This is a genomic window from Citrobacter sp. wls613, assembly GCF_005281195.1.
In the GTDB taxonomy this organism is placed as follows: domain Bacteria; phylum Pseudomonadota; class Gammaproteobacteria; order Enterobacterales; family Enterobacteriaceae; genus Citrobacter; species Citrobacter gillenii.
In genome coordinates, this window is record NZ_SZXN01000009.1 from 17,973 (window position 1) to 40,268 (window position 22,296).

At 53.6% G+C, this 22,296-nt stretch carries 22 protein-coding genes and 1 other annotated feature; of the genes, 10 read left to right on the top strand and 12 right to left on the bottom strand.

Translation table 11 applies throughout. From position 1 onward, the window contains the following. Nucleotides 1–1,068, top strand: a 1,068-nt coding sequence (gene dsdA / locus FDX01_RS01485; RefSeq protein ID WP_249360836.1) for a D-serine ammonia-lyase, incomplete at its 5' end; no start/stop codon positions are given. Between the two features lie 12 nt (nucleotides 1,069–1,080). On the opposite strand, the gene FDX01_RS01490 is transcribed toward dsdA, so the two are convergent. From FDX01_RS01490 to ibpA, 6 genes are all read right to left on the bottom strand, one after another. Next, nucleotides 1,081–1,611 (bottom strand): radical SAM protein, encoded by a 531-nt coding sequence (locus FDX01_RS01490; protein ID WP_096759007.1) that lies wholly within the window; start codon nucleotides 1,609–1,611, stop codon nucleotides 1,081–1,083. Beyond that, nucleotides 1,608–1,970, bottom strand: a complete 363-nt coding sequence (locus tag FDX01_RS01495; RefSeq protein WP_115257118.1) for a DUF202 domain-containing protein — start codon at nucleotides 1,968–1,970, stop codon at nucleotides 1,608–1,610. Before FDX01_RS01495 ends, FDX01_RS01490 begins: the two co-directional genes overlap by 4 nt. Beyond that, nucleotides 1,960–2,307, bottom strand: a complete 348-nt coding sequence (locus FDX01_RS01500; RefSeq protein ID WP_096759005.1) for a DUF202 domain-containing protein — start codon at nucleotides 2,305–2,307, stop codon at nucleotides 1,960–1,962. Before FDX01_RS01500 ends, FDX01_RS01495 begins: the two co-directional genes overlap by 11 nt. 185 nt (nucleotides 2,308–2,492) lie before the next feature. Continuing rightward, nucleotides 2,493–4,154: a putative transporter gene (locus FDX01_RS01505; protein WP_137399119.1), complete on the bottom strand. Its 1,662-nt coding sequence runs from the start codon at nucleotides 4,152–4,154 to the stop codon at nucleotides 2,493–2,495. Nucleotides 4,155–4,278: 124 nt separating this feature from the next. Further along, entirely contained in the window at nucleotides 4,279–4,707 is a 429-nt protein-coding gene (ibpB, locus tag FDX01_RS01510) for a small heat shock chaperone IbpB (protein WP_096759003.1), read from the bottom strand. 94 nt (nucleotides 4,708–4,801) lie between these two features. Continuing rightward, the gene (ibpA, locus tag FDX01_RS01515; RefSeq protein ID WP_045448945.1) at nucleotides 4,802–5,215 is read right to left on the bottom strand and encodes a small heat shock chaperone IbpA; all 414 of its coding nucleotides are present in this window, start codon (nucleotides 5,213–5,215) and stop codon (nucleotides 4,802–4,804) included. Further along, nucleotides 5,209–5,281 (bottom strand) — a sequence feature (ROSE (Repression Of Heat Shock gene Expression) occurs in the 5'-region of heat shock genes and acts as an RNA thermometer to modulate expression.). (Overlaps the previous gene by 7 nt.) Before the next feature lie 240 nt (nucleotides 5,282–5,521). Here ibpA and FDX01_RS01520 point away from each other — a divergent pair. Then, nucleotides 5,522–5,854, top strand: coding sequence for a YceK/YidQ family lipoprotein (locus tag FDX01_RS01520; protein WP_096759493.1), 333 nt, complete (start codon nucleotides 5,522–5,524; stop codon nucleotides 5,852–5,854). Nucleotide 5,855: 1 nt separating this feature from the next. Here FDX01_RS01520 and FDX01_RS01525 read toward each other — a convergent pair whose 3' ends face one another. Then, a complete protein-coding gene (locus FDX01_RS01525) occupies nucleotides 5,856–7,082 on the bottom strand; it encodes a DUF3748 domain-containing protein (protein ID WP_137399120.1) in 1,227 nt (408 codons plus the stop codon). A gap of 99 nt (nucleotides 7,083–7,181) precedes the next feature. On the opposite strand from FDX01_RS01525, the gene cbrA reads away from it, so the two are divergent. Further along, nucleotides 7,182–8,309 (top strand): colicin M resistance lipid reductase CbrA, encoded by a 1,128-nt coding sequence (gene cbrA, locus FDX01_RS01530; protein ID WP_115257114.1) that lies wholly within the window; start codon nucleotides 7,182–7,184, stop codon nucleotides 8,307–8,309. Between the two features lie 5 nt (nucleotides 8,310–8,314). Here cbrA and yidA read toward each other — a convergent pair whose 3' ends face one another. The 5 genes from yidA to dnaA all read right to left on the bottom strand — a co-directional run bounded on the left by yidA (nucleotide 8,315) and on the right by dnaA (nucleotide 15,514). Next, complete coding sequence (gene yidA, locus FDX01_RS01535; protein WP_137399121.1) at nucleotides 8,315–9,127, bottom strand: sugar-phosphatase; 813 nt, start codon at nucleotides 9,125–9,127, stop codon at nucleotides 8,315–8,317. A gap of 213 nt (nucleotides 9,128–9,340) precedes the next feature. Continuing rightward, the gene (gyrB, locus tag FDX01_RS01540) at nucleotides 9,341–11,755 is read right to left on the bottom strand and encodes a DNA topoisomerase (ATP-hydrolyzing) subunit B (RefSeq protein ID WP_115257112.1); all 2,415 of its coding nucleotides are present in this window, start codon (nucleotides 11,753–11,755) and stop codon (nucleotides 9,341–9,343) included. 28 nt (nucleotides 11,756–11,783) lie between these two features. Beyond that, a complete protein-coding gene (recF, locus tag FDX01_RS01545; protein ID WP_137399122.1) occupies nucleotides 11,784–12,857 on the bottom strand; it encodes a DNA replication/repair protein RecF in 1,074 nt (357 codons plus the stop codon). Between the two features lie 148 nt (nucleotides 12,858–13,005). Then, on the bottom strand, nucleotides 13,006–14,106 hold the full coding sequence (gene dnaN / locus FDX01_RS01550; RefSeq protein WP_096758997.1) for a DNA polymerase III subunit beta: 1,101 nt from the start codon (nucleotides 14,104–14,106) through the stop codon (nucleotides 13,006–13,008). A gap of 4 nt (nucleotides 14,107–14,110) precedes the next feature. Further along, nucleotides 14,111–15,514 (bottom strand): chromosomal replication initiator protein DnaA, encoded by a 1,404-nt coding sequence (gene dnaA / locus FDX01_RS01555; RefSeq protein WP_096758996.1) that lies wholly within the window; start codon nucleotides 15,512–15,514, stop codon nucleotides 14,111–14,113. A 606-nt stretch (nucleotides 15,515–16,120) separates the two neighbouring features. On the opposite strand from dnaA, the gene rpmH reads away from it, so the two are divergent. From rpmH to yidZ, 7 genes are all read left to right on the top strand, one after another. Next, nucleotides 16,121–16,261 carry a 50S ribosomal protein L34 gene (gene rpmH, locus FDX01_RS01560; protein WP_003023858.1) on the top strand — a complete coding sequence of 47 codons (141 nt, stop codon included), beginning with the start codon at nucleotides 16,121–16,123 and terminating at the stop codon, nucleotides 16,259–16,261. Between the two features lie 17 nt (nucleotides 16,262–16,278). Then, nucleotides 16,279–16,638, top strand: coding sequence for a ribonuclease P protein component (gene rnpA / locus FDX01_RS01565; protein WP_096758995.1), 360 nt, complete (start codon nucleotides 16,279–16,281; stop codon nucleotides 16,636–16,638). Next, entirely contained in the window at nucleotides 16,602–16,859 is a 258-nt protein-coding gene (yidD, locus tag FDX01_RS01570; protein WP_003023846.1) for a membrane protein insertion efficiency factor YidD, read from the top strand. Before rnpA ends, yidD begins: the two co-directional genes overlap by 37 nt. 2 nt (nucleotides 16,860–16,861) lie before the next feature. Further along, nucleotides 16,862–18,508, top strand: a complete 1,647-nt coding sequence (gene yidC, locus FDX01_RS01575) for a membrane protein insertase YidC (protein WP_115259883.1) — start codon at nucleotides 16,862–16,864, stop codon at nucleotides 18,506–18,508. Between the two features lie 108 nt (nucleotides 18,509–18,616). Further along, nucleotides 18,617–19,981: a tRNA uridine-5-carboxymethylaminomethyl(34) synthesis GTPase MnmE gene (gene mnmE, locus FDX01_RS01580; RefSeq protein WP_137399123.1), complete on the top strand. Its 1,365-nt coding sequence runs from the start codon at nucleotides 18,617–18,619 to the stop codon at nucleotides 19,979–19,981. Nucleotides 19,982–20,161: 180 nt separating this feature from the next. Then, complete coding sequence (locus FDX01_RS01585) at nucleotides 20,162–21,343, top strand: MFS transporter (protein WP_137399124.1); 1,182 nt, start codon at nucleotides 20,162–20,164, stop codon at nucleotides 21,341–21,343. Continuing rightward, complete coding sequence (gene yidZ / locus FDX01_RS01590) at nucleotides 21,312–22,271, top strand: HTH-type transcriptional regulator YidZ (RefSeq protein WP_117342605.1); 960 nt, start codon at nucleotides 21,312–21,314, stop codon at nucleotides 22,269–22,271. Before FDX01_RS01585 ends, yidZ begins: the two co-directional genes overlap by 32 nt. Nucleotides 22,272–22,296: the final 25 nt, after the last annotated feature.

Sequence of the window (22,296 nt, forward strand, 5' to 3'; positions counted from 1 at the left end):
AAGAAACGGCTGGAAAAAGAGTTTGGCCAGAATATCAGTGGCGAAATTCTGTTGAAGAAGGACAGCCACCTGCCGATTTCCGGCTCGATTAAAGCCCGTGGCGGTATTTATGAAGTACTGACTCACGCCGAAAAACTGGCGCTGGAAGCCGGTCTGCTGACCACCGATGATGATTACAGCGTGCTGCTTTCACCTGAGTTCAAGCAGTTCTTCAGCCAGTACAGCATCGCGGTAGGCTCGACCGGTAACCTCGGGATGTCGATCGGTATCATGAGCGCCTGCATTGGCTTTAAGGTGACGGTGCATATGTCTGCTGACGCCCGCGCCTGGAAAAAAGCCAAACTGCGCAGCCACGGCGTGACGGTAGTGGAGTATGAAGAAGATTACGGCGTGGCGGTTGAACAGGGCCGCAAGGCGGCGGAGTCTGACCCGAACTGCTTCTTTATCGACGACGAAAATTCCCGCACGCTGTTCTTAGGCTATGCGGTTGCCGGGCAGCGTTTGAAGGCGCAGTTCACGCAGCAGGGCCGCGTGGTAGATGCCGACCATCCGTTGTTTGTTTATCTGCCATGCGGCGTCGGCGGCGGCCCTGGCGGCGTGGCATTTGGCCTGAAGTTGGCGTTCGGCGATAACGTACACTGCTTCTTTGCGGAGCCGACCCATTCACCGTGCATGCTGCTCGGGGTTTACACCGGGCTGCACGATGACATCTCTGTACAGGAGATTGGCATTGATAATCTGACCGCAGCCGATGGCCTGGCGGTGGGTCGGGCTTCTGGTTTTGTGGGGCGTGCGATGGAGCGTCTACTCGACGGCTTGTACACCCTTGATGACCAGACCATGTACGACATGCTGGGCTGGCTGGCGCAGGAGGAAGGGATTCGCCTTGAGCCGTCGGCACTGGCGGGGATGGCCGGTCCGCAGCGCGTTTGCGCGTCAACTGACTATCAACAAATGCACGGTTTCAGTGCTGAGCAACTTAATAACGCCACGCACCTGGTGTGGGCCACCGGCGGTGGCATGGTACCGGAAGCCGAAATGGCACAGTACCTGGCGAAAGGGCGCTAAACGCCGTTGACCTTAACGCAGCATCGCCATCAGTTCCATCGGTGAGCGATGCTGCTTCAGCAGGTCGCGCATAACGCGCATATGCGGAGCCGTGTGGTCAAAGAAAGCTTGATAGCCTGCACACAGTCCACCCTTGCCGCTATCATCACAAAATGCAGGGCAATCGCCACGATAGAATTGCAACAGGGAACATGACTGACAGCGCGCGCTCATCTGTGAAATCGTCTGTCGATTAGTTTGTCCCGTTCGGCCACACCACCGATTCAACGTTTCATCAAAAAGTGGAATAGATATTCGTGTTATATCCTCACGAACCCAGATATCAAATACCGTATTTAAAAAATGTCCCCAGTCTTCCGCTGTAACGGAACCCGCGGTCAGACACCCTTTTTCATCGCGTTCAACCAAGGGAACAAACTGCACCGAACGAACGCCTGATTTTTGTATATTGCGATATAAATCAATAGGTTGATTACATTTCAGCCGATCTACCACCACCTTAATCATTCCCTCACTAACATCCATGTGCTCACACTCCGTCATACAAAATTCCCGAGATATACGATAAGTTGGCGAACGTGTGTTACAGCAAACAGTATTGCGAGAGATAACACCGCGAGGGAGATCATAAATTTGTCACGCACCGCGCGAGATTCAGAAAAATCACTATGCGTGACGTCCATCAGGTTACGGCTCCGGGTATAGCGCCAAAGAATTATCGCCACAATTGCCAGTACCCCAATTGACACCCAAAACAGAAAGCCGGCCTGATGCCAGTTATGTTTCAGCGCCAGTGCTATTAACGCGCCGTAACCCAGCAGGGTGCGAAACCAGGCCAGCGAGGTACGTTCAGGTTGCAGCCCCGGATCGGCAATACGTCGCGATTTACGGCTATCCGGCATACAGCACCAGGCCCATCACAATGACCGCAACAATCATCAAAATCAGACTGATTATCAACAGGCTATGCGTGTATGGCAGGTCCTCTTTCAGGCGCATGGCCTTTTCATTCCGCAACCAGCGCAGGTAGCCATAAATCGCCAGACCGCCGGCAAACAGGCACAGCAGCAGCGCCAGCAGTTCGCGAATGACCGGCGTGGCGAAATCCGGTGCCAGTTGATCAAGACCCACACCAGCGGCCAGAAACCCCAGCGCAGTGCGGATCCACGCCAAAAACGTACGCTCATTTGCCAGCGAGAAGCGGTAATCCGGCGCCTCTCCAAGGCGGGAAATTTTCATTATGGCTCCTTCAATGTTGTTGTCTGGTCGTTATACCGGAACAGCTAAGGAGTATGAACCTGATTCTCAAACGAACGAGGACGTAATGTGATGAGACAAAAGAAAAGAGAGACGCACCTTATGGTGCCGGATGGAGAATTGCGTCTTATCCGGCCTACAGACCAGGCAGGCCGGATAAGTCAGTGTTAACCCATCCCCCAGAAGATCACCGCCAGCAGTTGGGGGGTGATAATGCGCAGGAACATCACCAGTGGGTAGACCGTGGCATAGGAAAGCGCCGCCGCACCGCTGGTAGCGTGCAGGTTGTTGGCAAAAGCCAATGCCGGTGGGTCAGTCATCGAACCGGCCAGCATTCCGCACAGCGTGAGGTAGTTCATTTTGGTGAACAGCCGCGCCAGCAAACCAACGGTGATCAGCGGAACGGCGGTAATGAAAATACCGGAACCCACCCAGATTAAGCCATCGCCCTGGGTTAATGTATCGACAAAATCACCACCCGATTTCAGGCCAACCACCGCGAGAAAGAGCACAATCCCCAGTTCGCGCAACGCCAGGTTAGCGCTCGGCGGCATAAACCAGTACAGCTTGCCGATGCTGCCAATACGCCCAAGTATCAGCGCCATAATCAGCGGCCCACCAGCCAGGCCCAGCTTTAACGCCACCGGGAAGCCAGGAATAAACAGCGGAATAGAACCCAGTAAAACCCCAAGTCCGATACCGATAAACACTGGCAGCATCTGTACCTGCTGCAGTTTTTGCTGCGCGTTGCCGACAACATTAGCGACGGCATCGATGGACGAGGGCCGCCCCACCAAATTGAGGATATCACCAAACTGCAGGCTGGCGTCGCTGCTGGCGACCAGCTCAACACCTGCGCGGTTCAGACGCGAGATAACAACGTCATAGCGTTCTTTGAAATGCAGATCGCGGATCCGTTTACCCAGCACCTGTTCGTTGGTCACCACTACACGCTCGACGCGCAAATCCGTGCCTCGCGTCGACAGCGAGGTATCAACTTCCTGACCGATCACTACCAGCGCGTTGTGCAGGTCATCGGGCTGCCCGACCAGGTGGAGCAGGTCGCCCATCTGGATAATGGTTCCCGGCGACGGCACCATCAGTGTCTCATCCCGCTTCAGACGCGAGCAGATAATTTTATCGCTGTTCAGAATGGGGACGTCCTGAATCGCCATATTATTCAGGTTCGGGTTTTCAACGCGGATGTTCATGGTCTGAATCAGCGCCTGACCGTTGGTCCGCGTTGATTCGTGCTGCTGTGCTTCTGCCTCGACGTTAACGCGGAAGATAAGGCGCATTAACCACATCGTGAGCAAGATACCGCAAATACCAAAAGGATAAGCCATGGCGTAGCTCATCCCCATCTGGTCCACGACATCCATGGGCGTACCCAGATCGCGCAGGATTTGCTGTCCAGCACCCAGCGCCGGAGTATTAGTGACGGCACCGGAGAATATGCCCAGCACCACGGGAAGAGGTATAGCAAAAATTTTATGCAGGAGAGCGGTAACCAGGCCCCCCATAATGACAATCAGCACGGCGAACAAATTCAGGCGCAGGCCCGAAACACGCAGCGAAGCAAAGAATCCCGGACCCACCTGGATACCGATGGTGTACACGAAGAGTATCAGACCGAATTCCTGAATAAAATGCAGCATGTCGCCGCTCAGGGTCATCCCTGCCTGATCGACAAAATGTCCGACGATAATACCGCCAAACAGCACGCCTCCGATGCCAAAACCCACACCCCGGACTTTAATGTTGCCGATCCATAACCCGACAACCGCCACCAATGCCAGAACGCTGACCGTCAATGCTATATCACTCATTCTTCTGTTCCCTGTGAATAACATCATTAAGTAGATGGATTCTGGCAGAGTACAGTCGCAATGTATGGGTGGTAAAGCACAAAAAAGCCCCGTCATTTCTGGCGGGGCAAAGGCAAGGAGCTAATTAGCTATTTAATGCGGGACGTTCGCTGATGGTGATCCGCTGCGGTGGGACCGTTTCAGGTTCGTTGCGAATTAAATCGATGTGCAGCAAACCATTGGTGAAGCTCGCGCCGGAGACTTCCATATTTTCAGCCAGGGTAAAGCTCAGGCTGAAGGATTGTGTCACCAGCCCCTGATGCAGCCACTTGGTCTCTTTTTCCGGCTGCTCAGGCGTACCTTTCACGGTCAGACGCGTACCTTCCAGCTGAATATCCAGATCTTCCTGACGGAAACCGGCTAACGCAAGCGTAATGCGATAGTGGTTATCGTCGCTCTTTTCGATGTTATAGGGTGGGAAGCTCTGGCTTTCGCCGGTGTTTTGCAGTGCATTGGCCAGTTTGTCAAAACCGATCCATTGACGCAGCAGCGGGGATAAATCGTAGTTACGCATATTCATTTCTCCTTCTAAGAAGCGAGTAAATACCTTTCAGCTCCCTGACGGCAAGCTGATTGCTTAGCAGGACCGCCTGACGCGGCCCACTGAATTAGTTGATTTCGATACGGCGCGGTTTGTTCGCTTCCGGAATCACGCGCTCAAGCTCGATATACAGCAGACCATTCACCAGGTTTGCGCCACGAACATGAATGTTCTCCGCCAACTGGAACTTGCGTTCAAAGTTGCGCTCGGCAATACCCTGATACAGGTAAGTACGTTCTTTTTGCTCGTCTGCATGAGCGCCTTTCACCACCAGCAAATTGTCCTGGGCGGTAATTTCCAGCTCGCTTTCAGCAAAGCCCGCAACGGCAATCGCAATACGGTAATGGTTTTCGTCTACCAGCTCGACGTTATACGGAGGGTAGCCGCCATTACTCTGGCTCTGATTGCTTTCCAGCAGGTTAAACAGACGATCAAAACCAATTGCAGAACGGTATAACGGGGATAAGTCAAAGTTACGCATAATCAATAGCTCCTGAAATCAGCGAGAATGTTAGACCTTCCATCATGGACAGGTCAGGTAGCCAGAACACCCATCAGGCGTGCCCTTCATTTGCCTACATCCTAAAAATGGGTCTTGATACAAACTTTTCAAGCGTATTCATCCGACTTTTTTTGCAGTTTGTTGTCTATTGCATACACTGGGGGAACAGTTGTTATCGTTAGAGTGCGATAGCCACCACAGTGCGACAGAATGGTGATGTTATTTTTCGCAACGGATCGCTATAACTCACCATGCAAACACCGATGTTTAACAGATGAAAAAATGATGATTAGAAAAATGTTGTTAACACTGATGATGTGCAGCGGAATGGTTGTTGTGAGCGGGTGCTCCAGCGTCATGTCGCACACCGGTGGCAAAGAGGGAACGTATCCTGGTACGCGTGCCAGCGCCACGATGATTAGCGAGAGCGATACCAACTGGGGAACCAAGTCACTGGCGATTCTTGATATGCCATTTACCGCCGTGCTGGATACGCTACTGCTCCCGTGGGATTTCTTCCGTACCGATAGCTCGGTAAGATCGCGCGTAGAAAGAAGCGAGGAGAGCACGCAAGCCATTAACGACGTGATCCCCCCGGCAACAATGCCAGCCCCTTAAGTTAACGCCCGGTTTCTGTCACCCATAGCTGGCGGAAACCCTCGACGTTCTCCATCCACGCAACCTGCTGCCCATCAGGCGAGAAAACGATCGCATCAGCAGACGGTGGGGCTTCGTGACTTTTCGTTAAAAAATCAATCTCTCCCGTCTGTGCATCACAGCAGGCAATTCTATTTTCCAGCACGAATCCCAACCATTGCCCCGACGGATGCCAGTTAAAGGCGGACTGAATATCACTCGAACAGTGAGTTAACTGGCGCGGTGCACCGCCCTGAGGTGAAATCAACCAGAGCTGCACCACGCCATGATCATCACGCATCAAAAACGCAATCTCTGATGCCAGGGGATGACTGCGCACCCAGTGACGCGGCTGATTCACCAGCCCTGGGAAAGCGCGGTCGTGAGTAAACGTCAGGCGGCGCTGAACCACGCCAGCCGGCGGGGCTGGCATTGTTGATTCGCTGCCTTCAAGCGGTGCATCGCCCGATTGCTTCCAGCCACTTTCATCCTGCGGTAAATCGACAATAAACAGTTCAGGTACTTTCTCACCATTGACTGACAACGTATCACCGATAAACGCCAGCGCGTGGTTCCCCACCCAGCCCTCTTCATAGGCACGGTTAATCTGATCGCTACCCGGCTGTGGCGCAGGCGTAGTCTGGCTTACCAGTACGCACCAGTGACTTCCGCTGTACTCACGCGGATGCTGAACGGATACCGTCACCGGACCGTACGGCGAAGCCACGCCAACGTTACGTAAATCCAGCGCCGGGGAACGCTCACGCAACACATGGTCGTTATAGGTGAAGCTGACAAACTCGCCGTTCGGGCTAAAAACATGTACATGGCTGCCGCCGCGCAGTGCGCCAGGGGTATACGGGACAGTAATATCCATCGCGTCCAGATTCGTCACATCACCCTGCCAGGCAATGACTCCGCGACGGTGATGAAAGTCGTAATGCCATGTTTCATCAGGATTTTCAGGCCCGTGAATGAACACGTATTTTTCAGACTTCGGATGAACGGTCACCACGCCGACGTGTGCCTGCTGCGTCGCGCGATAAATCACCTCCACCTCGCCAGTGTGAATATTGACGCGTTCAATGGTCTCGCCGGTAAACGATGCGCCGGAGGGTCGCACATCAAAAACCAGCCACTGGCTGTCCGGGGTCCAGGTATTGATATTGGTCAGTTGGTGATGACGCGGCGTAAAGGTGACTTGCTTCATGGGATGCCCTGATACGAGACAATTTCAGCAATCATACTTCACAAGGACTTCACTTTCAGGCTTTAGCGTATGCTCATCTCACTTACTATGGGCAGAAAGATGGAACATTTTGACGTGGCGATTATCGGTTTAGGCCCGGCAGGTGCGGCGCTGGCGCGGCAGTTGAGCGGAAAAATGCGCGTGATTGCTCTGGATAAAAAGCGCCAGTGCGGGACTGAAGGGTTCACCAAACCCTGCGGAGGCCTACTGGCTCCTGACGCCCAACGTTCATTTATCCGCGACGGGATCACGCTCCCCGTTGATGTTATTGCCAATCCGCAGATATTCAGCGTTAAAACGGTCGATGTGGCCGCCTCTCTGACCCGAAACTACCAGCGTAGTTATATCAATATCGATCGCCATGCTTTTGATTTATGGATGAAATCACTCATCCCTGACGATGTGCAGGTTTACCATGACAGCCTGTGTCGTAAAGTCTGGCGCGAGGGCGATAAATGGCATGTGATATTCCGTGCAGACGGCTGGGAACAGCAGATTACGGCTCGCTATCTGATCGGTGCCGACGGGGCGAATTCGCTGGTGCGCCGTCATCTCTATCCACAACACCAGATCCGTAAATATGTTGCTATCCAACAGTGGTTTACGGAACAACACCCTGTCCCGTTCTACTCGTGTATTTTTGATAACGATGCTACGGACTGTTATTCCTGGAGTATCAGCAAAGACGGCTTTTTTATCTTCGGGGGGGCTTACCCAATGAAGGACGGTCAGGCACGTTTTGACATGCTGAAAACCAGGATGGAAGCGTTCCATTTCCAGTTTGGCAAACCGGTGAAAAGCGAAAAATGTACAGTCCTGTTCCCGTCACGCTGGAAGGATTTCGTCTGCGGCGAGGAGAACGCCTTTCTGATTGGTGAAGCCGCCGGATTTATTAGCGCCAGTTCACTGGAAGGTATTAGCTATGCGCTGGACAGCGCGGAAATCCTTAAATCCGTACTGTTGCAGGACGTGGTAGACAAAAATAAAGCCTATCGCAAAGCAACCCGCAAGCTGCGTATCAAGCTGTATGGAAAAATCCTCAAGAGCCGGGCGCTAACGTCCGCATTTTCCCGTAAATGGATAATGCGCAGCGGCGTGGCGCATATTCCGCAGGCCGAATACCCTGAATCAAAAACGACAACGGATGAAAAAGACGTTGGGCAAATGCGGCAAGGCATTTGCCCATAGCGGACCTAATTCAGCGCAAATTTCTCAATGGCATACGCAACGCCGTCTTCAAGATTAGATTTGGTGACGAAGTTGGCGATTTCTTTTACCGAGGGAATTGCGTTATCCATGGCTACGCCCATACCGGCATATTCGATCATCGCGATGTCGTTTTCCTGATCGCCAATCGCCATAACCTCTTCGGCTTTAATGCCCAGCGCATCGGCCAGCGATTTCACACCGGTGCCTTTATTGACGCGTTTATCCAGGATTTCGAGGAAGTACGGCGCACTTTTCAGCACTGTATATTTCTCTTTCACCTCTGCCGGAATGCGTGAGATGGCTTTATCGAGGATTTCTGGTTCATCAATCATCATCACTTTCAGGAACTGAGTCGCCGGGTCCATCTTCTCGGCTTCACAGAACACCAGCGGAATGGTCGCGATAAACGATTCATGCACCGTGTAGTAGCTGATATCTCGGTTAGCGGTATACAGCGTGTTGCGATCGAGGGCGTGGAAGTGTGAACCGACTTCCCGGGAGAGTTGTTCCAGGTAACGATAATCGTCATAGCTCAACGCCGTTTGGGCAACGGTGCTGCCATCCCCTGCTTTCTGCACCAGCGCCCCGTTGTAGGTAATGCAGTAGTCGCCGGGTTGTTCCATATGAAGTTCTTTCAAGTAGCTGTGGACGCCGGCATACGGACGGCCAGTGGTCAGCACCACGTTTATCCCGCGCGCGCGCGCCGCAGCAATTGTATTTTTGACCGCAGGTGAAATGGTGTGATCGGGCAGCAGAAGTGTGCCATCCATGTCGATAGCAATAAGTTTGATAGCCATGAGTTCCCCGGATTAAATGAGTCCGTCCTCATGCTAACGCGATTCCGCTCAAAAAACAGCTACGAAAAGGGGGATAGGAAGGGGAACCGGGATCCCCCTTTTGACAATCGATGGTAGGCCGGATAAGGCCTAAGCCGCCATCCGGCAAAAACTGACGAACTGCCTGATGACGCTGCGCTTATCAGGCCTACAGGAGCAGGCCTGAGTTACACATTAGATATCGATATTTGCCGCTTTCAGGGCGTTCTCTTCGATAAACGCACGACGCGGTTCAACGGCGTCGCCCATCAGCGTAGTGAACAACTGGTCGGCAGCAATCGCGTCTTTCACCGTTACACGCAGCATACGACGGCTTTCCGGATCCATGGTGGTTTCCCACAGCTGATCCGGGTTCATTTCGCCCAGGCCTTTATAACGCTGAATAGACAGACCACGGCGGGACTCTTTCACCAGCCAGTCCAGCGCCTGCTCGAAGCTGGTAACCGGCTGACGACGCTCACCACGTTCAATAAACGCATCGTCTTCAATCAGGCCACGCAGTTTCTCACCCAGCGTGCAGAGACGACGGTATTCACCTCCGGTCACAAACTCATGCTCCAGAGGATAGTCGGTATCGACCCCGTGGGTACGCACGCGGATAACCGGTTCAAACAGGTTCAGCTCGGCGTCTTTACGTACAAAGCTATTCCAGGTGCTACCGTGCATTTCGTTTTCATTCAGCACGTTCACCAGCTGGGAAACCCAGGCCGTGACTTTCTCTTCATCAGCCAAATCGGCTTCGGCCAGCGTCGGTTGATAAACCAGTTCTTTCAGCAACGAGCGCGGGAAGCGGCGCTCCATACGACCAATCATTTTCTGCGTGGCATTGTATTCAGATACCAGTTTTTCCAGCGCTTCACCCGCCAGCGCCGGAGCGTGGGCATTGGTGTGCAGCGTGGCGCCATCAAGAGCAATAGAGATCTGGTACTGATCCATCGCTTCATCGTCTTTGATGTACTGTTCCTGCTTGCCTTTCTTCACTTTGTACAGCGGTGGCTGTGCAATGTAGACGTGGCCGCGTTCAACGATTTCCGGCATCTGACGATAGAAGAAGGTCAACAGCAACGTACGAATGTGCGAGCCGTCGACGTCCGCATCGGTCATGATGATGATGCTGTGATAACGCAGTTTATCCGGGTTGTATTCGTCGCGACCGATGCCGCAGCCGAGCGCGGTAATCAGCGTTGCCACTTCCTGAGAAGAGAGCATCTTGTCGAAGCGCGCCTTCTCAACGTTAAGGATTTTACCCTTCAGCGGCAGAATCGCCTGGTTCTTACGGTTACGCCCCTGCTTCGCAGAGCCGCCCGCTGAGTCCCCTTCCACCAGGTACAGTTCAGAGTGGGCCGGGTCGCGTTCCTGACAGTCCGCCAGTTTGCCCGGCAGGCCAGCTAAGTCCAGCGCACCCTTACGACGGGTCATTTCACGTGCACGACGTGCTGCTTCACGGGCACGTGCCGCATCAATAATTTTACCGACGACGATTTTCGCGTCTGACGGGTTTTCCAGCAGGTATTCGCTCAGCAGTTCGTTCATCTGCTGTTCTACTGCGGTTTTCACCTCGGAGGAGACCAGCTTGTCTTTGGTCTGGGAGGAGAATTTCGGATCCGGTACTTTCACGGAAACGACAGCAATCAGGCCTTCACGGGCATCGTCACCGGTGGCGCTGACTTTCGCTTTTTTGCTGTAGCCTTCTTTGTCCATGTAGGCGTTCAGGGTACGGGTCATCGCCGCACGGAAGCCTGCAAGGTGAGTACCGCCATCACGCTGCGGAATGTTGTTGGTGAAGCAGTAGATGTTTTCCTGGAAACCATCGTTCCACTGCAGCGCAACTTCGACGCCAATACCGTCTTTTTCGGTGGAGAAGTAGAAGATATTCGGGTGGATCGGCGTTTTGTTTTTGTTGAGGTATTCAACAAACGCCTTGATGCCACCTTCGTAGTGGAAATGATCTTCTTTGCCGTCGCGCTTGTCGCGCAGGCGGATGGATACGCCGGAGTTCAGGAATGACAGCTCGCGCAGGCGTTTCGCCAGAATCTCATATTCAAACTCAACGACATTGGTAAAGGTTTCATGGCTTGGCCAGAAACGCACCTGGGTACCGGTCGCTTCAGTCTCGCCAGTCACGGCCAGTGGTGCCTGCGGTACGCCGTGCACGTAAGTTTGCTGATGCACTTTACCTTCGCGGCGAATCACCAGTTCCAGTTTCTGCGACAGGGCGTTAACCACGGAAACACCTACGCCGTGCAGACCGCCGGAGACTTTATAGGAGTTATCATCGAATTTACCGCCTGCGTGCAGGACGGTCATGATCACTTCGGCCGCCGAAACGCCCTCTTCCGGGTGGATACCGGTTGGGATACCACGACCATCATCGGTAACGGACACGGAGTTGTCAGCGTGGATTGTCACCACGATATCTTTACAGTGACCCGCGAGCGCTTCGTCGATAGCGTTATCTACCACCTCGAATACCATGTGGTGTAGACCGGTGCCGTCATCCGTGTCGCCGATATACATACCCGGGCGCTTACGCACCGCATCCAGTCCTTTCAGGACTTTGATACTGGAGGAGTCATAAGAATTCGACATCAACGTTTCTCGCTCATTTTATCTTGGGTTAATCCGTTATTTTACCCTTTTCCACGGTGAACATCTTCGAATTTTTGTCCGACATGTCCATAACGTGTTCAGCGCTAATTGCGCTGACAAAGACTTGAGATTGCGTGGCTTTTAAGCGGCTGGCTAGCAGTCCGCGACGCGCATCATCCAGTTCAGAGGCAAAATCATCTATCAGGTACAGGCAGCGCCGTCCGCTTTCGCGAGTCAGGAACTCCCCTTGCGCCAGACGTAAGGCGCACATCAGCAGTTTTAACTGCCCACGCGACAACGTATCTTCCACCGGTGCACCGTCGGCACGTATGCGGAAATCCGCTTTGTGCGGGCCGTGCGCGGTGTAGGTCAACATGCGATCGCGTTCAAAACTGCGTTCCAGCACCTCAGCGTAGTCGGTCTCTTTCTCCCAGCCACGCTGGAAAGAGAAAGAGAGTGAAAACTCGGGAAGAAACTGCTGGCAGGTATCCGCCATATCCTGCGCGATACCGGCGCTGTACTCCGCGCGCCAGGTGCTGATTTGTTCCGCCAGCGGGATCAACTCTCGATCCCACGGGCGCAGTTGCTCATAACGACTCACCTGGCGCAGCGCCGCATTGCGCTGCTTTAGCAATCGCTTAAGGTTGCTCCAGGCGGTAAAGAATCCGGCTTCATTGTGAAAGCATCCCCAGTCAAGGAATGCTCTTCTGTATTTGGGGCCGCCATTGAGTAAAGTAAACCCCTCAGGCGTTATCAGCTGCATCGGCATCAGGTGCGCCAGTTCGGCAACCTTATGACCGTCAGTGCCGTCAATGCGCACTTTGCTGTCACCCAGCTTGTCTTTGGTCAGGCCAATCGAGGTTTCACGCTCGACGCCCTGCAAACGCCCGTGGAGTACAAACGACTCCTGCTCGTGGCGAATGACGCGGCCAATCTGCACACTGCGAAACGCCCGACCGTGACCGAGCGTATAAATAGCTTCCAGCACGCTGGTTTTACCGCTGCCGTTAGCGCCGACCAGGAAGTTAAAGCCGGGAGATAAAGTGAGATCCGCATTTTCAATATTGCGGAAATCTTTAATCAGGAGTCGGGATAGCGACATATCAACTCGTCATCATTCAAGGGGCGTGGGTGTCGCAGCCAGTTCGTCTACCGCCAGCGCGCAGAAAGCGGAGCGTACACGAAGTACGTGAGCATTTCGAGCACTGCTGGAAGGCGAAATGGCAAGTAAACCAGCCCCTTTGCAGATTCTACAATCTCATAGGCATGACGACGTAGGCTGCGGATTGTGACGCTGCATCTTCAATCTGTACGCTCGATACGGAATCGGTCAGCATAATACGGACGTTTTCGCACTTCAGCGCGTTCAATACGTCCAGCACATAGCTAACATTGAAGCCGATTTCCATTTCAGTCCCAGGATAGGTGACATCGAGGATCTCTTCCGCTTCTTCCTGCTCTGGGTTGTTGGCCGTAATTTTGAGCTGGTTTTCGCTGACGTACAGACGCACACCGCGGAATTTCTCATTGGAGAGTATGGCCGCACGGGCAAACGCCTGCTTAAGGATATCGCAGCCCGCCTCCAGATGTTTGTCTGGATTCTTCGGCAGTACGCGACGGTAATCCGGGAAACGTCCATCTACCAGCTTGGAGGTAAAGATGAAATCGCCAACATGCGCACGGATGTTGTTGCTGCCAATCTGCACGCGCAGCGGGTTGTCGCCGCCGTCGAGCATACGCATCAGTTCAATCACGCCTTTACGCGGCACGATCACCGAATGACTGGGCAGCGATTGACCCACCGGCATAGAGCACACCGCCAGGCGGTGACCGTCGGTCGCCACGGTACGCAGTTCTTCACCTTCGGTTTCAAACAGCATGCCGTTTAAGTAATAGCGCACATCCTGATGAGCCATCGAAAACTGCGTGGCTTCAATCAGACGCTTCATCGTCGCCTGCGGCAGCGTGAATTCAACTTCACTCTGCCAGTCATCCAGATTCGGGAAGTCGGCGGCAGGCAGCGTGGACAGCGAGAAACGGCTGCGGCCAGAACGCACCAGCATGCGGTCACCTTCCAACTGGACAGCAATTTCCGCACCTTCCGGCAAACCACGACAAATGTCGAAGAATTTACGCGCCGGGACGGTGGTCGCACCGGGTTCATGCGGCTGGATCAGCGCAACGCGTGCCACCATCTCCATCTCGAGATCGGTACCGGTCAGAGAAAGCGTTCCATCCGCAACCTGTAGTAACAGGTTTCCGAGGATCGGCAGCGTAGGACGACCACCCAGCGGGCCGCTGACCTGCTGAAGCGGTTTTAATAAATGTTCACGTTCAACGGTAAATTTCATAGCGTCACGAAGATAATGTTCTGATTAAATTGGAGAAATCTTCTTTAATATCATGGCTTTCTTCACGCAACTGTTCAATCTTGCGACAGGCATGAAGCACGGTAGTATGGTCACGCCCACCAAAGGCGTCGCCAATTTCCGGCAAACTGTGGTTGGTAAGCTCTTTTGCCAGCGCCATCGCCATCTGACGCGGACGCGCTACCGAGCGAGATCGACGCTTAGAAAGCAGATCCGCAATTTTGATTTTGTAATACTCAGCCACCGTCTTTTGAATATTGTCGATGGTGACCAGTTTTTCCTGTAATGCCAGCAGGTCGCGCAGCGCCTCACGCACAAAATCGATTGTAATCGCCCGGCCAGTAAAGTTGGCGTTAGCAATCACGCGGTTCAGTGCGCCTTCCAGTTCACGCACGTTAGAGCGTAAACGCTTGGCAATAAAGAACGCCACCTCGCCTGGCAGACGAATATCGTTTTCGTCAGCTTTTTTCATCAGGATCGCAACGCGCGTTTCCAGTTCAGGTGGTTCGATCGCGACGGTCAGTCCCCAGCCAAAGCGGGATTTCAGACGATCTTCAACGCCATTGATCTCCTTCGGATAGCGATCCGACGTCAGGATGATCTGCTGATTACCTTCCAGCAGGGCATTGAAGGTGTGGAAAAACTCTTCCTGGGATCGTTCTTTATTAGCAAAGAATTGAATATCATCAATCAGCAACGCATCAACCGAACGGTAGTAGCGTTTAAACTCTTCGATCGCATTGTTTTGTAGGGCTTTAACCATGTCCTGTACAAAACGCTCGGAGTGCATATACACCACTTTTGCATTCGGCTTGCGCGCCATAATCCCGTTACCCACAGCATGCAACAGGTGGGTTTTACCCAGACCGGTGCCGCCATAAAGGAATAGAGGATTGTAGGCGCCGCCAGGATTGTCCGCCACCTGACGAGCCGCCGCGCGCGCCAGTTGGTTAGATTTACCTTCAACGAAGTTATCAAACGTGTGTTTGACGTTGACGTTAGAGCGATAGGTTGGTTCTGCCGGGGCCGGGACGTTATCCCAACCCGAACGTGCTGCAGGTGCAGCTCGTTGCGGCTGAACTTGTTGCGCTACATACGCAGGTGCGACAACGTGATTAACCGGCGTCTTCAGCGTTTGCGTGACGGGTTTGGTACCGACTTCAAAGCGTAGCTGTGGGGCATCTGCTCCGCAGAAGTTATTCAGCAATCCATTAATATTATTAAGGTATTTGTCCCTTACCCAATCGAGCACAAAACGGTTTGGCGCATACAAAGCCAGCGTGTTATCGCTCAGTTCCGCCTGCAACGGGCGTATCCACATACTGAATTCTGTGGCTGGTAACTCATCCTGCAATCGGGCAAGACACTGCTGCCAAAGCGAAAGTGACACGGCGGACTCCACTCGAACAAAAGTCGATAAATGACAAAGGCTGAAACATTCATGATTGTTGGCGCACGTCGAAAAGACCCTGCGTGAGGGTGACGTGCGAACCGCTGTCTGCGGTTATATGCCTGATCAGGATCCATTGAAACGATCAGGACCGCGGATCATAGCCTAAACTGAGCGAGAGATCTTCTGTTTCTCACAGATTCTTCCCGATTTATCCACAGGATGATCCAGAATCGGCTAAGTGTAAACGATCCTGGAGAAGTGCTGCAGGTTTTCGCGCGCATATTGAAAAAATTAATGAGTAAAGATGCTTTACTGCGAAAACGATCTAATAAAGATCCCGTGCGATCCTTGCGCTTTATCCACCAGCCCGTATAATTCTTACCCCCAGCGAGTAAAGGTCGCCTCACGGCGTCAACGCTGCCTGTTTTTTACGCGAAACCATGCGGAAAAAAGCGGGAATTAAGGAAAGAGAATTGACTCCGGAGTGTACAATTATTACAATCCGGCCTCTTTAATCACCCACACTGTGGCGTAAGTCGTTCGAAGTTCGTTCGGGTATACGCAAAAGTCAGTGAATTTATTCAAGTTTAGGTAGAAATCGCCATGAAACGCACTTTTCAACCGTCTGTACTGAAGCGCAACCGTTCTCACGGCTTCCGTGCTCGTATGGCTAATAAAAATGGTCGTCAGGTTTTGGCACGTCGTCGTGCTAAAGGCCGTTCTCGTCTGACCGTTTCTAAGTAATAAAAGCTAGCCCCTGAGTGGTTAAGCTCGCATTTCCCAGGGAGTTACGTTTGTTAACTCCCACTCATTTCACATTCGTCTTCCAGCAGCCACAACGGGCTGGCACGCCGCAAATCACCATTCTCGGCCGCCAAAATTCGCTGGGGCATCCCCGCATCGGTCTAACGGTCGCCAAGAAAAATGTTAAACGTGCGCATGAACGCAACAGGATTAAACGCCTGACGCGTGAAAGCTTCCGTTTACGTCAGCACGAACTTCCAGCGATGGATTTCGTAGTGGTGGCTAAAAAAGGGGTTGCCGACCTCGATAACCGTGCTCTCTCGGAAGCGTTGGAAAAATTATGGCGTCGCCATTGTCGCCTGGCTCGCGGGTCCTGATAGCCCTCATTCGGGTCTATCAACGCCTGATCAGTCCGCTGCTTGGGCCGCATTGCCGTTTCACTCCAACCTGTTCGAGCTACGGAATTGAGGCATTGCGCAGGTTTGGAGTGATAAAAGGCAGTTGGTTGACGGTGAAACGCGTATTAAAATGCCACCCTTTACACCCTGGTGGTGACGATCCCGTCCCACCCGGACCATTTGATACCAGAGAACACTAACGATGGATTCGCAACGCAATCTTTTAGTCATCGCTTTGCTGTTCGTGTCTTTCATGATCTGGCAAGCCTGGGAGCAGGATAAAAATCCGCAACCTCAGGCTCAACAGACCACGCAGACAACGACCACCGCAGCGGGTAGCGCCGCCGACCAGGGCGTACCGGCCAGTGGCCAGGGGAAACTGATTACGGTTAAGACTGACGTGCTTGATCTGACCATCAACACCCGTGGTGGTGATGTGGAACAGGCTTCACTGCCAGCTTACCCGAAAGAACTCGGTTCTACCGAACCGTTCCAGTTACTGGATACCACACCACAGTTCATCTATCAGGCACAGAGTGGCCTGACAGGTCGTGACGGCCCGGATAACCCGGCTAACGGCCCGCGTCCGCTGTACAACGTCGACAAAGACGCTTTTGTACTGGCTGACGGTCAAAATGAACTGCAGATCCCGATGACCTATACAGACGCCGCTGGCAACACGTTTACCAAAACGTTTGTTCTCAAGCGCGGTGAGTATGCGGTAAGCGTTAACTACAGCGTGCAGAACGCCAGCGAGAAGCCGCTGGAAATCTCCACCTTTGGTCAGCTGAAGCAATCCATCAATCTGCCCTCTCATCTCGACACTGGTAGCAGCAACTTTGCGCTGCATACCTTCCGTGGCGCGGCTTACTCCACGCCTGATGAGAAGTATGAGAAATACAAGTTCGACACCATTGCTGAAAACGAAAACCTGAACGTCAACGCTAAAGACGGCTGGGTCGCAATGCTGCAGCAGTATTTCGCCACGGCATGGGTTCCGCGTAACGACGGCACCAATAACTTCTATACCGCAAATCTGGGTAACGGCATTGCCGCTATCGGCTATAAATCTCAGCCGGTACTGGTTCAACCGGGCCAGACAAGCGCGATGACCAGCACCCTGTGGGTTGGCCCGGAAATTCAGGATAAAATGGCGGCCGTTGCACCGCACCTGGATCTGACCGTCGACTACGGTTGGTTGTGGTTCATCTCTCAGCCGCTGTTCAAACTGCTGAAGTGGATCCATAGCTTCCTGGGTAACTGGGGCTTCTCTATCATCGTTATCACCTTTATCGTTCGTGGCATCATGTACCCGCTGACTAAAGCGCAGTACACCTCCATGGCGAAGATGCGTATGCTGCAGCCGAAGATTCAGGCAATGCGTGAGCGTCTGGGCGATGACAAACAGCGTCAGAGCCAGGAAATGATGGCCCTGTACAAAGCTGAGAAGGTTAACCCTCTGGGCGGCTGCTTCCCGCTGATCATCCAGATGCCAATCTTCCTGGCACTGTACTACATGCTGATGGGCTCCATTGAACTGCGCCATGCGCCGTTCGCACTGTGGATCCATGACCTGTCTGCACAGGACCCGTACTACATCCTGCCGATCCTGATGGGCGTAACGATGTTCTTCATTCAGAAGATGTCGCCGACCACCGTGACCGACCCGATGCAGCAGAAGATCATGACCTTTATGCCGGTCATCTTCACCGTGTTCTTCCTGTGGTTCCCGTCAGGTCTGGTGCTGTACTATATCGTCAGCAACCTGGTAACTATTATTCAGCAGCAGCTGATTTACCGTGGTCTGGAGAAGCGTGGCCTGCATAGCCGCGAGAAAAAGAATTCCTGATTCGGTTGTAGGCCGGATAAGGCGAAGCCGCCATCCGGCAAACGGAACATAAATTAAAGGGCGGTCGATTGACCGCCTTTTTTATTATTGGTATTTAAGAGACATATCATGAGCCATAACGACACCATCGTCGCTCAGGCCACCCCACCGGGACGTGGTGGTGTGGGTATTCTGCGCATCTCCGGCCTGAAAGCCCGCGAGGTTGCAGAATCCGTACTGGGCAAACTGCCAAAACCACGTTATGCCGACTACCTGCCGTTTAAAGATGCCGATGGTAGCACGCTGGATCAGGGGATTGCCCTGTGGTTCCCCGGTCCAAACTCCTTTACAGGTGAAGACGTTTTAGAATTGCAGGGCCACGGCGGCCCGGTCATTCTCGACCTGCTATTAAAACGTATTCTGACTATTCCCGGCCTGCGTATTGCCAGACCCGGTGAGTTCTCGGAGCGCGCGTTCCTGAACGATAAACTCGATTTAGCCCAGGCAGAAGCCATTGCCGACCTGATCGATGCCAGTTCAGAACAAGCCGCACGTTCCGCGCTGAACTCCTTGCAGGGTGCGTTCTCCGCCCGCGTAAATCACCTTGTGGAAGCACTCACTCACCTGCGCATCTACGTGGAAGCGGCGATTGATTTTCCAGATGAGGAAATCGACTTCCTCTCTGACGGTAAAATTGAAGGCCTGCTTAATAACGTCATCGCCGATCTCGATGCCGTACGGGCCGAAGCGCGTCAGGGTAGCCTGCTGCGTGAAGGAATGAAGGTGGTGATCGCCGGACGTCCTAACGCCGGGAAATCAAGCCTGCTGAACGCCTTAGCGGGCCGTGAGGCGGCGATTGTCACCGACATTGCTGGCACCACCCGCGACGTGCTGCGCGAACATATTCATATCGACGGTATGCCGCTGCATATCATCGACACCGCCGGTCTGCGTGACGCCAGTGACGAAGTCGAACGCATTGGTATCGAACGCGCCTGGCAAGAAATCGAACAGGCCGACCGCGTGCTGTTTATGGTGGATGGCACCACCACCGATGCCGTCGACCCGGCCGATATCTGGCCTGATTTTATCGCACGTTTGCCGACGAAGTTACCCATCACCGTAGTACGCAACAAAGCGGATATCACTGGAGAAACGCTGGGCCTTAGCGAAGTAAATGACCACTCACTGGTTCGCCTCTCCGCGCGTACAGGTGAAGGCGTGGACGTGCTACGCAACCACCTCAAGCAGAGCATGGGTTTCGAAACCAATATGGAAGGTGGTTTCCTGGCGCGCCGTCGTCACCTGCAGGCACTGGCAGAAGCGGCAGAGCATCTCGAGCAAGGCAAAGCTCAGCTGTTGGGCGCCAGGGCCGGAGAATTGCTGGCAGAAGAGCTACGCCTCGCGCAGCAGAATCTCAGTGAGATTACTGGGGAGTTTACCTCCGACGATCTGCTGGGACGGATTTTCTCCAGCTTCTGTATCGGTAAGTAACGTTATGTTGCCCGGTGGCGCGATGCTTGCCGGGCCTACAGGACCCGTAGGCCCGATAAGGCAAAGTCGCCATCCGGCAACAAGTGATTTCCTCACAGGAAATCACTGTTGTCCGAATGGCAACTCGTGCTACTGACGCTCTCCCCGTATTCTTAGCGCCACATTCCTCATGAGGTCGCTATGACACGCTTTTTAATCTGCAGTTTTGCTCTGGTTCTGCTTTATCCTGCCGGTATTGATATGTATCTGGTGGGGTTACCGCGTATTGCCGCCGACCTTAACGCCAGCGAAGCACAGCTGCATATCGCATTTTCGGTGTATCTGGCCGGAATGGCTGCGGCGATGCTGTTCGCCGGTAAGATTGCCGACCAATCGGGTCGTAAACCGGTCGCGATTGTCGGCGCCCTGATCTTTATTTTTGCTTCCGCCCTGTGTTCATTCGCCGAGAGCGGTACGCCGTTCCTGGTGGGCCGTTTTATTCAGGGAATTGGCGCAGGCTGCTGTTATGTAGTGGCCTTTGCGATTTTGCGCGATACGCTCGACGATCGCCGCCGGGCGAAGGTGCTGTCTCTGTTGAACGGTATCACCTGTATCGTGCCAGTTCTGGCCCCGGTAATGGGGCATCTGATTATGCTCAAATACCCGTGGCAGAGCCTGTTCTACACGATGATTGGTATGGGCGTGGCAGTTTGCCTGCTGTCGGTGTTTATCCTGCGAGAATCGCGCCCAGCGAGGCTGTCGACGTCGGCGGGCGTTGAGCAGCGCACCGAATCGCTGGTAAACCGCTTTTTCTTAAGCCGACTGGCGATTACCACGCTTAGCGTGTCGGTGATCCTCACCTTCGTCAACACCTCACCAGTACTGTTGATGGAGGTAATGGGTTTTGACCGTGGTGAATACGCCACGACCATGGCGATGACCGCAGGGGTCAGTATGGCGGTCTCTTTCTCCACGCCGTTCGCCCTGAGCCTGTTTAAGCCCCGCACTCTGATGCTGGCCTCGCAGGTGCTGTTCCTGAGCGCAGGCGTGGTGTTAACCCTTGCCAGCACGCACACCGTTACACTGTTTGGCCTGACGTTAATCTGCGCCGGTTTCTCGGTTGGTTTCGGCGTTGCCATGAGCCAGGCGCTGGGACCGTTCTCGCTGCGAGCGGGCGTCGCCAGCTCAACGCTAGGCATCGCCCAGGTTTGTGGCTCATCGCTGTGGATTTGGCTGGCGGCTGTCCTCGGGCTTGACGCGTTGAATATGCTGATCGGGATTCTGATTGGCTGTAGCATAGTGAGCATCATGCTGATTATCACTGTTGCTCCTAACCGGTCCGCGCCTACTCATGAAGAAATCCCTCAGCAGTCTCGATCTTAATTTACTGCTCTGCCTGCAGCTCCTGATGCAGGAGCGCAGCGTCACCAAAACCGCCAAACGGATGAACGTCACGCCGTCGGCGGTCAGTAAATCGTTGGCGAAGCTGAGATCCTGGTTTGACGATCCGCTGTTTGTAAACACCCCGCTGGGGCTGACGCCGACGCCGTTGATGGTCAGTATGGAACAGAACCTGGCGGAGTGGATGCAGATGGGCAATCAGTTGCTCGATAAGCCGCATCACGAAGCACCGCGCGGGTTGAAGTTTGATCTGGTGGCCGAGACGCCGCTGGTGATGATCATGTTCAACGCACTCTCGCAGCAGATTTATCAACGCTATCCGCAAGCGTCCATCAAAGTGCGCAACTGGGATTACGATTCGCTGGACGCCATTATTCGCGGTGAGGTGGATATCGGGTTTACCGGGCGCGAAAGCCACCCGCGCTCACGCGAGTTGCTGAGCCTGCTGCCGTTATCTATCGACCATGAGGTGCTGTTTTCCGATCTCCCCTGCGTCTGGCTGCGCGAAGATCATCCGGCGTTACGAGAAGAGTGGAACCTGGAGACCTTCCTGCGCTATCCGCATATCAGCATCAGTTGGGAACAAAGCGATACCTGGGCGCTGGACGATGTGCTGCAGGAGATGGGACGCAAACGCACTATCGCCCTGAGCCTACCGGGGTTTGAGCAGTCTCTGTTTATGGCCGCCCAACCGGATCACGCGTTGATAGCCACTGCCCCAGTCTACTGTCAGCGTTATAATCAACTCCACCAGCTTCCACTGGTGGCACGCCCGCTGCCCTTTGATACCGCACAGCTGGAAAAAATGCGCGTACCGTTCACCCTGCTCTGGCATAAACGTAACAGCCACAATCCAAAGATCGTCTGGCTGAAAGACACGATCAAGACGCTCTATCGTGATATGTCCTGACACTGCGCGCCCAAATTGTTGCTAA

Bases quoted from the DNA above. Each gene is read 5' to 3' on its own strand.
- FDX01_RS01490 (WP_096759007.1), bottom strand. From the start codon at position 1,611: ATGACGGAGTGTGAGCACATGGATGTTAGTGAGGGAATGATTAAGGTG.
- FDX01_RS01495 (WP_115257118.1), bottom strand. From the start codon at position 1,970: ATGCCGGATAGCCGTAAATCGCGACGTATTGCCGATCCGGGGCTGCAA.
- FDX01_RS01500 (WP_096759005.1), bottom strand. From the start codon at position 2,307: ATGAAAATTTCCCGCCTTGGAGAGGCGCCGGATTACCGCTTCTCGCTG.
- FDX01_RS01505 (WP_137399119.1), bottom strand. From the start codon at position 4,154: ATGAGTGATATAGCATTGACGGTCAGCGTTCTGGCATTGGTGGCGGTT.
- ibpB (WP_096759003.1), bottom strand. From the start codon at position 4,707: ATGCGTAACTACGATTTATCCCCGCTGCTGCGTCAATGGATCGGTTTT.
- ibpA (WP_045448945.1), bottom strand. From the start codon at position 5,215: ATGCGTAACTTTGACTTATCCCCGTTATACCGTTCTGCAATTGGTTTT.
- FDX01_RS01520 (WP_096759493.1), top strand. From the start codon at position 5,522: ATGATTAGAAAAATGTTGTTAACACTGATGATGTGCAGCGGAATGGTT.
- FDX01_RS01525 (WP_137399120.1), bottom strand. From the start codon at position 7,082: ATGAAGCAAGTCACCTTTACGCCGCGTCATCACCAACTGACCAATATC.
- cbrA (WP_115257114.1), top strand. From the start codon at position 7,182: ATGGAACATTTTGACGTGGCGATTATCGGTTTAGGCCCGGCAGGTGCG.
- yidA (WP_137399121.1), bottom strand. From the start codon at position 9,127: ATGGCTATCAAACTTATTGCTATCGACATGGATGGCACACTTCTGCTG.
- gyrB (WP_115257112.1), bottom strand. From the start codon at position 11,755: ATGTCGAATTCTTATGACTCCTCCAGTATCAAAGTCCTGAAAGGACTG.
- recF (WP_137399122.1), bottom strand. From the start codon at position 12,857: ATGTCGCTATCCCGACTCCTGATTAAAGATTTCCGCAATATTGAAAAT.
- dnaN (WP_096758997.1), bottom strand. From the start codon at position 14,106: ATGAAATTTACCGTTGAACGTGAACATTTATTAAAACCGCTTCAGCAG.
- rpmH (WP_003023858.1), top strand. From the start codon at position 16,121: ATGAAACGCACTTTTCAACCGTCTGTACTGAAGCGCAACCGTTCTCAC.
- yidD (WP_003023846.1), top strand. From the start codon at position 16,602: ATGGCGTCGCCATTGTCGCCTGGCTCGCGGGTCCTGATAGCCCTCATT.
- yidC (WP_115259883.1), top strand. From the start codon at position 16,862: ATGGATTCGCAACGCAATCTTTTAGTCATCGCTTTGCTGTTCGTGTCT.
- mnmE (WP_137399123.1), top strand. From the start codon at position 18,617: ATGAGCCATAACGACACCATCGTCGCTCAGGCCACCCCACCGGGACGT.
- FDX01_RS01585 (WP_137399124.1), top strand. From the start codon at position 20,162: ATGACACGCTTTTTAATCTGCAGTTTTGCTCTGGTTCTGCTTTATCCT.
- yidZ (WP_117342605.1), top strand. From the start codon at position 21,312: ATGAAGAAATCCCTCAGCAGTCTCGATCTTAATTTACTGCTCTGCCTG.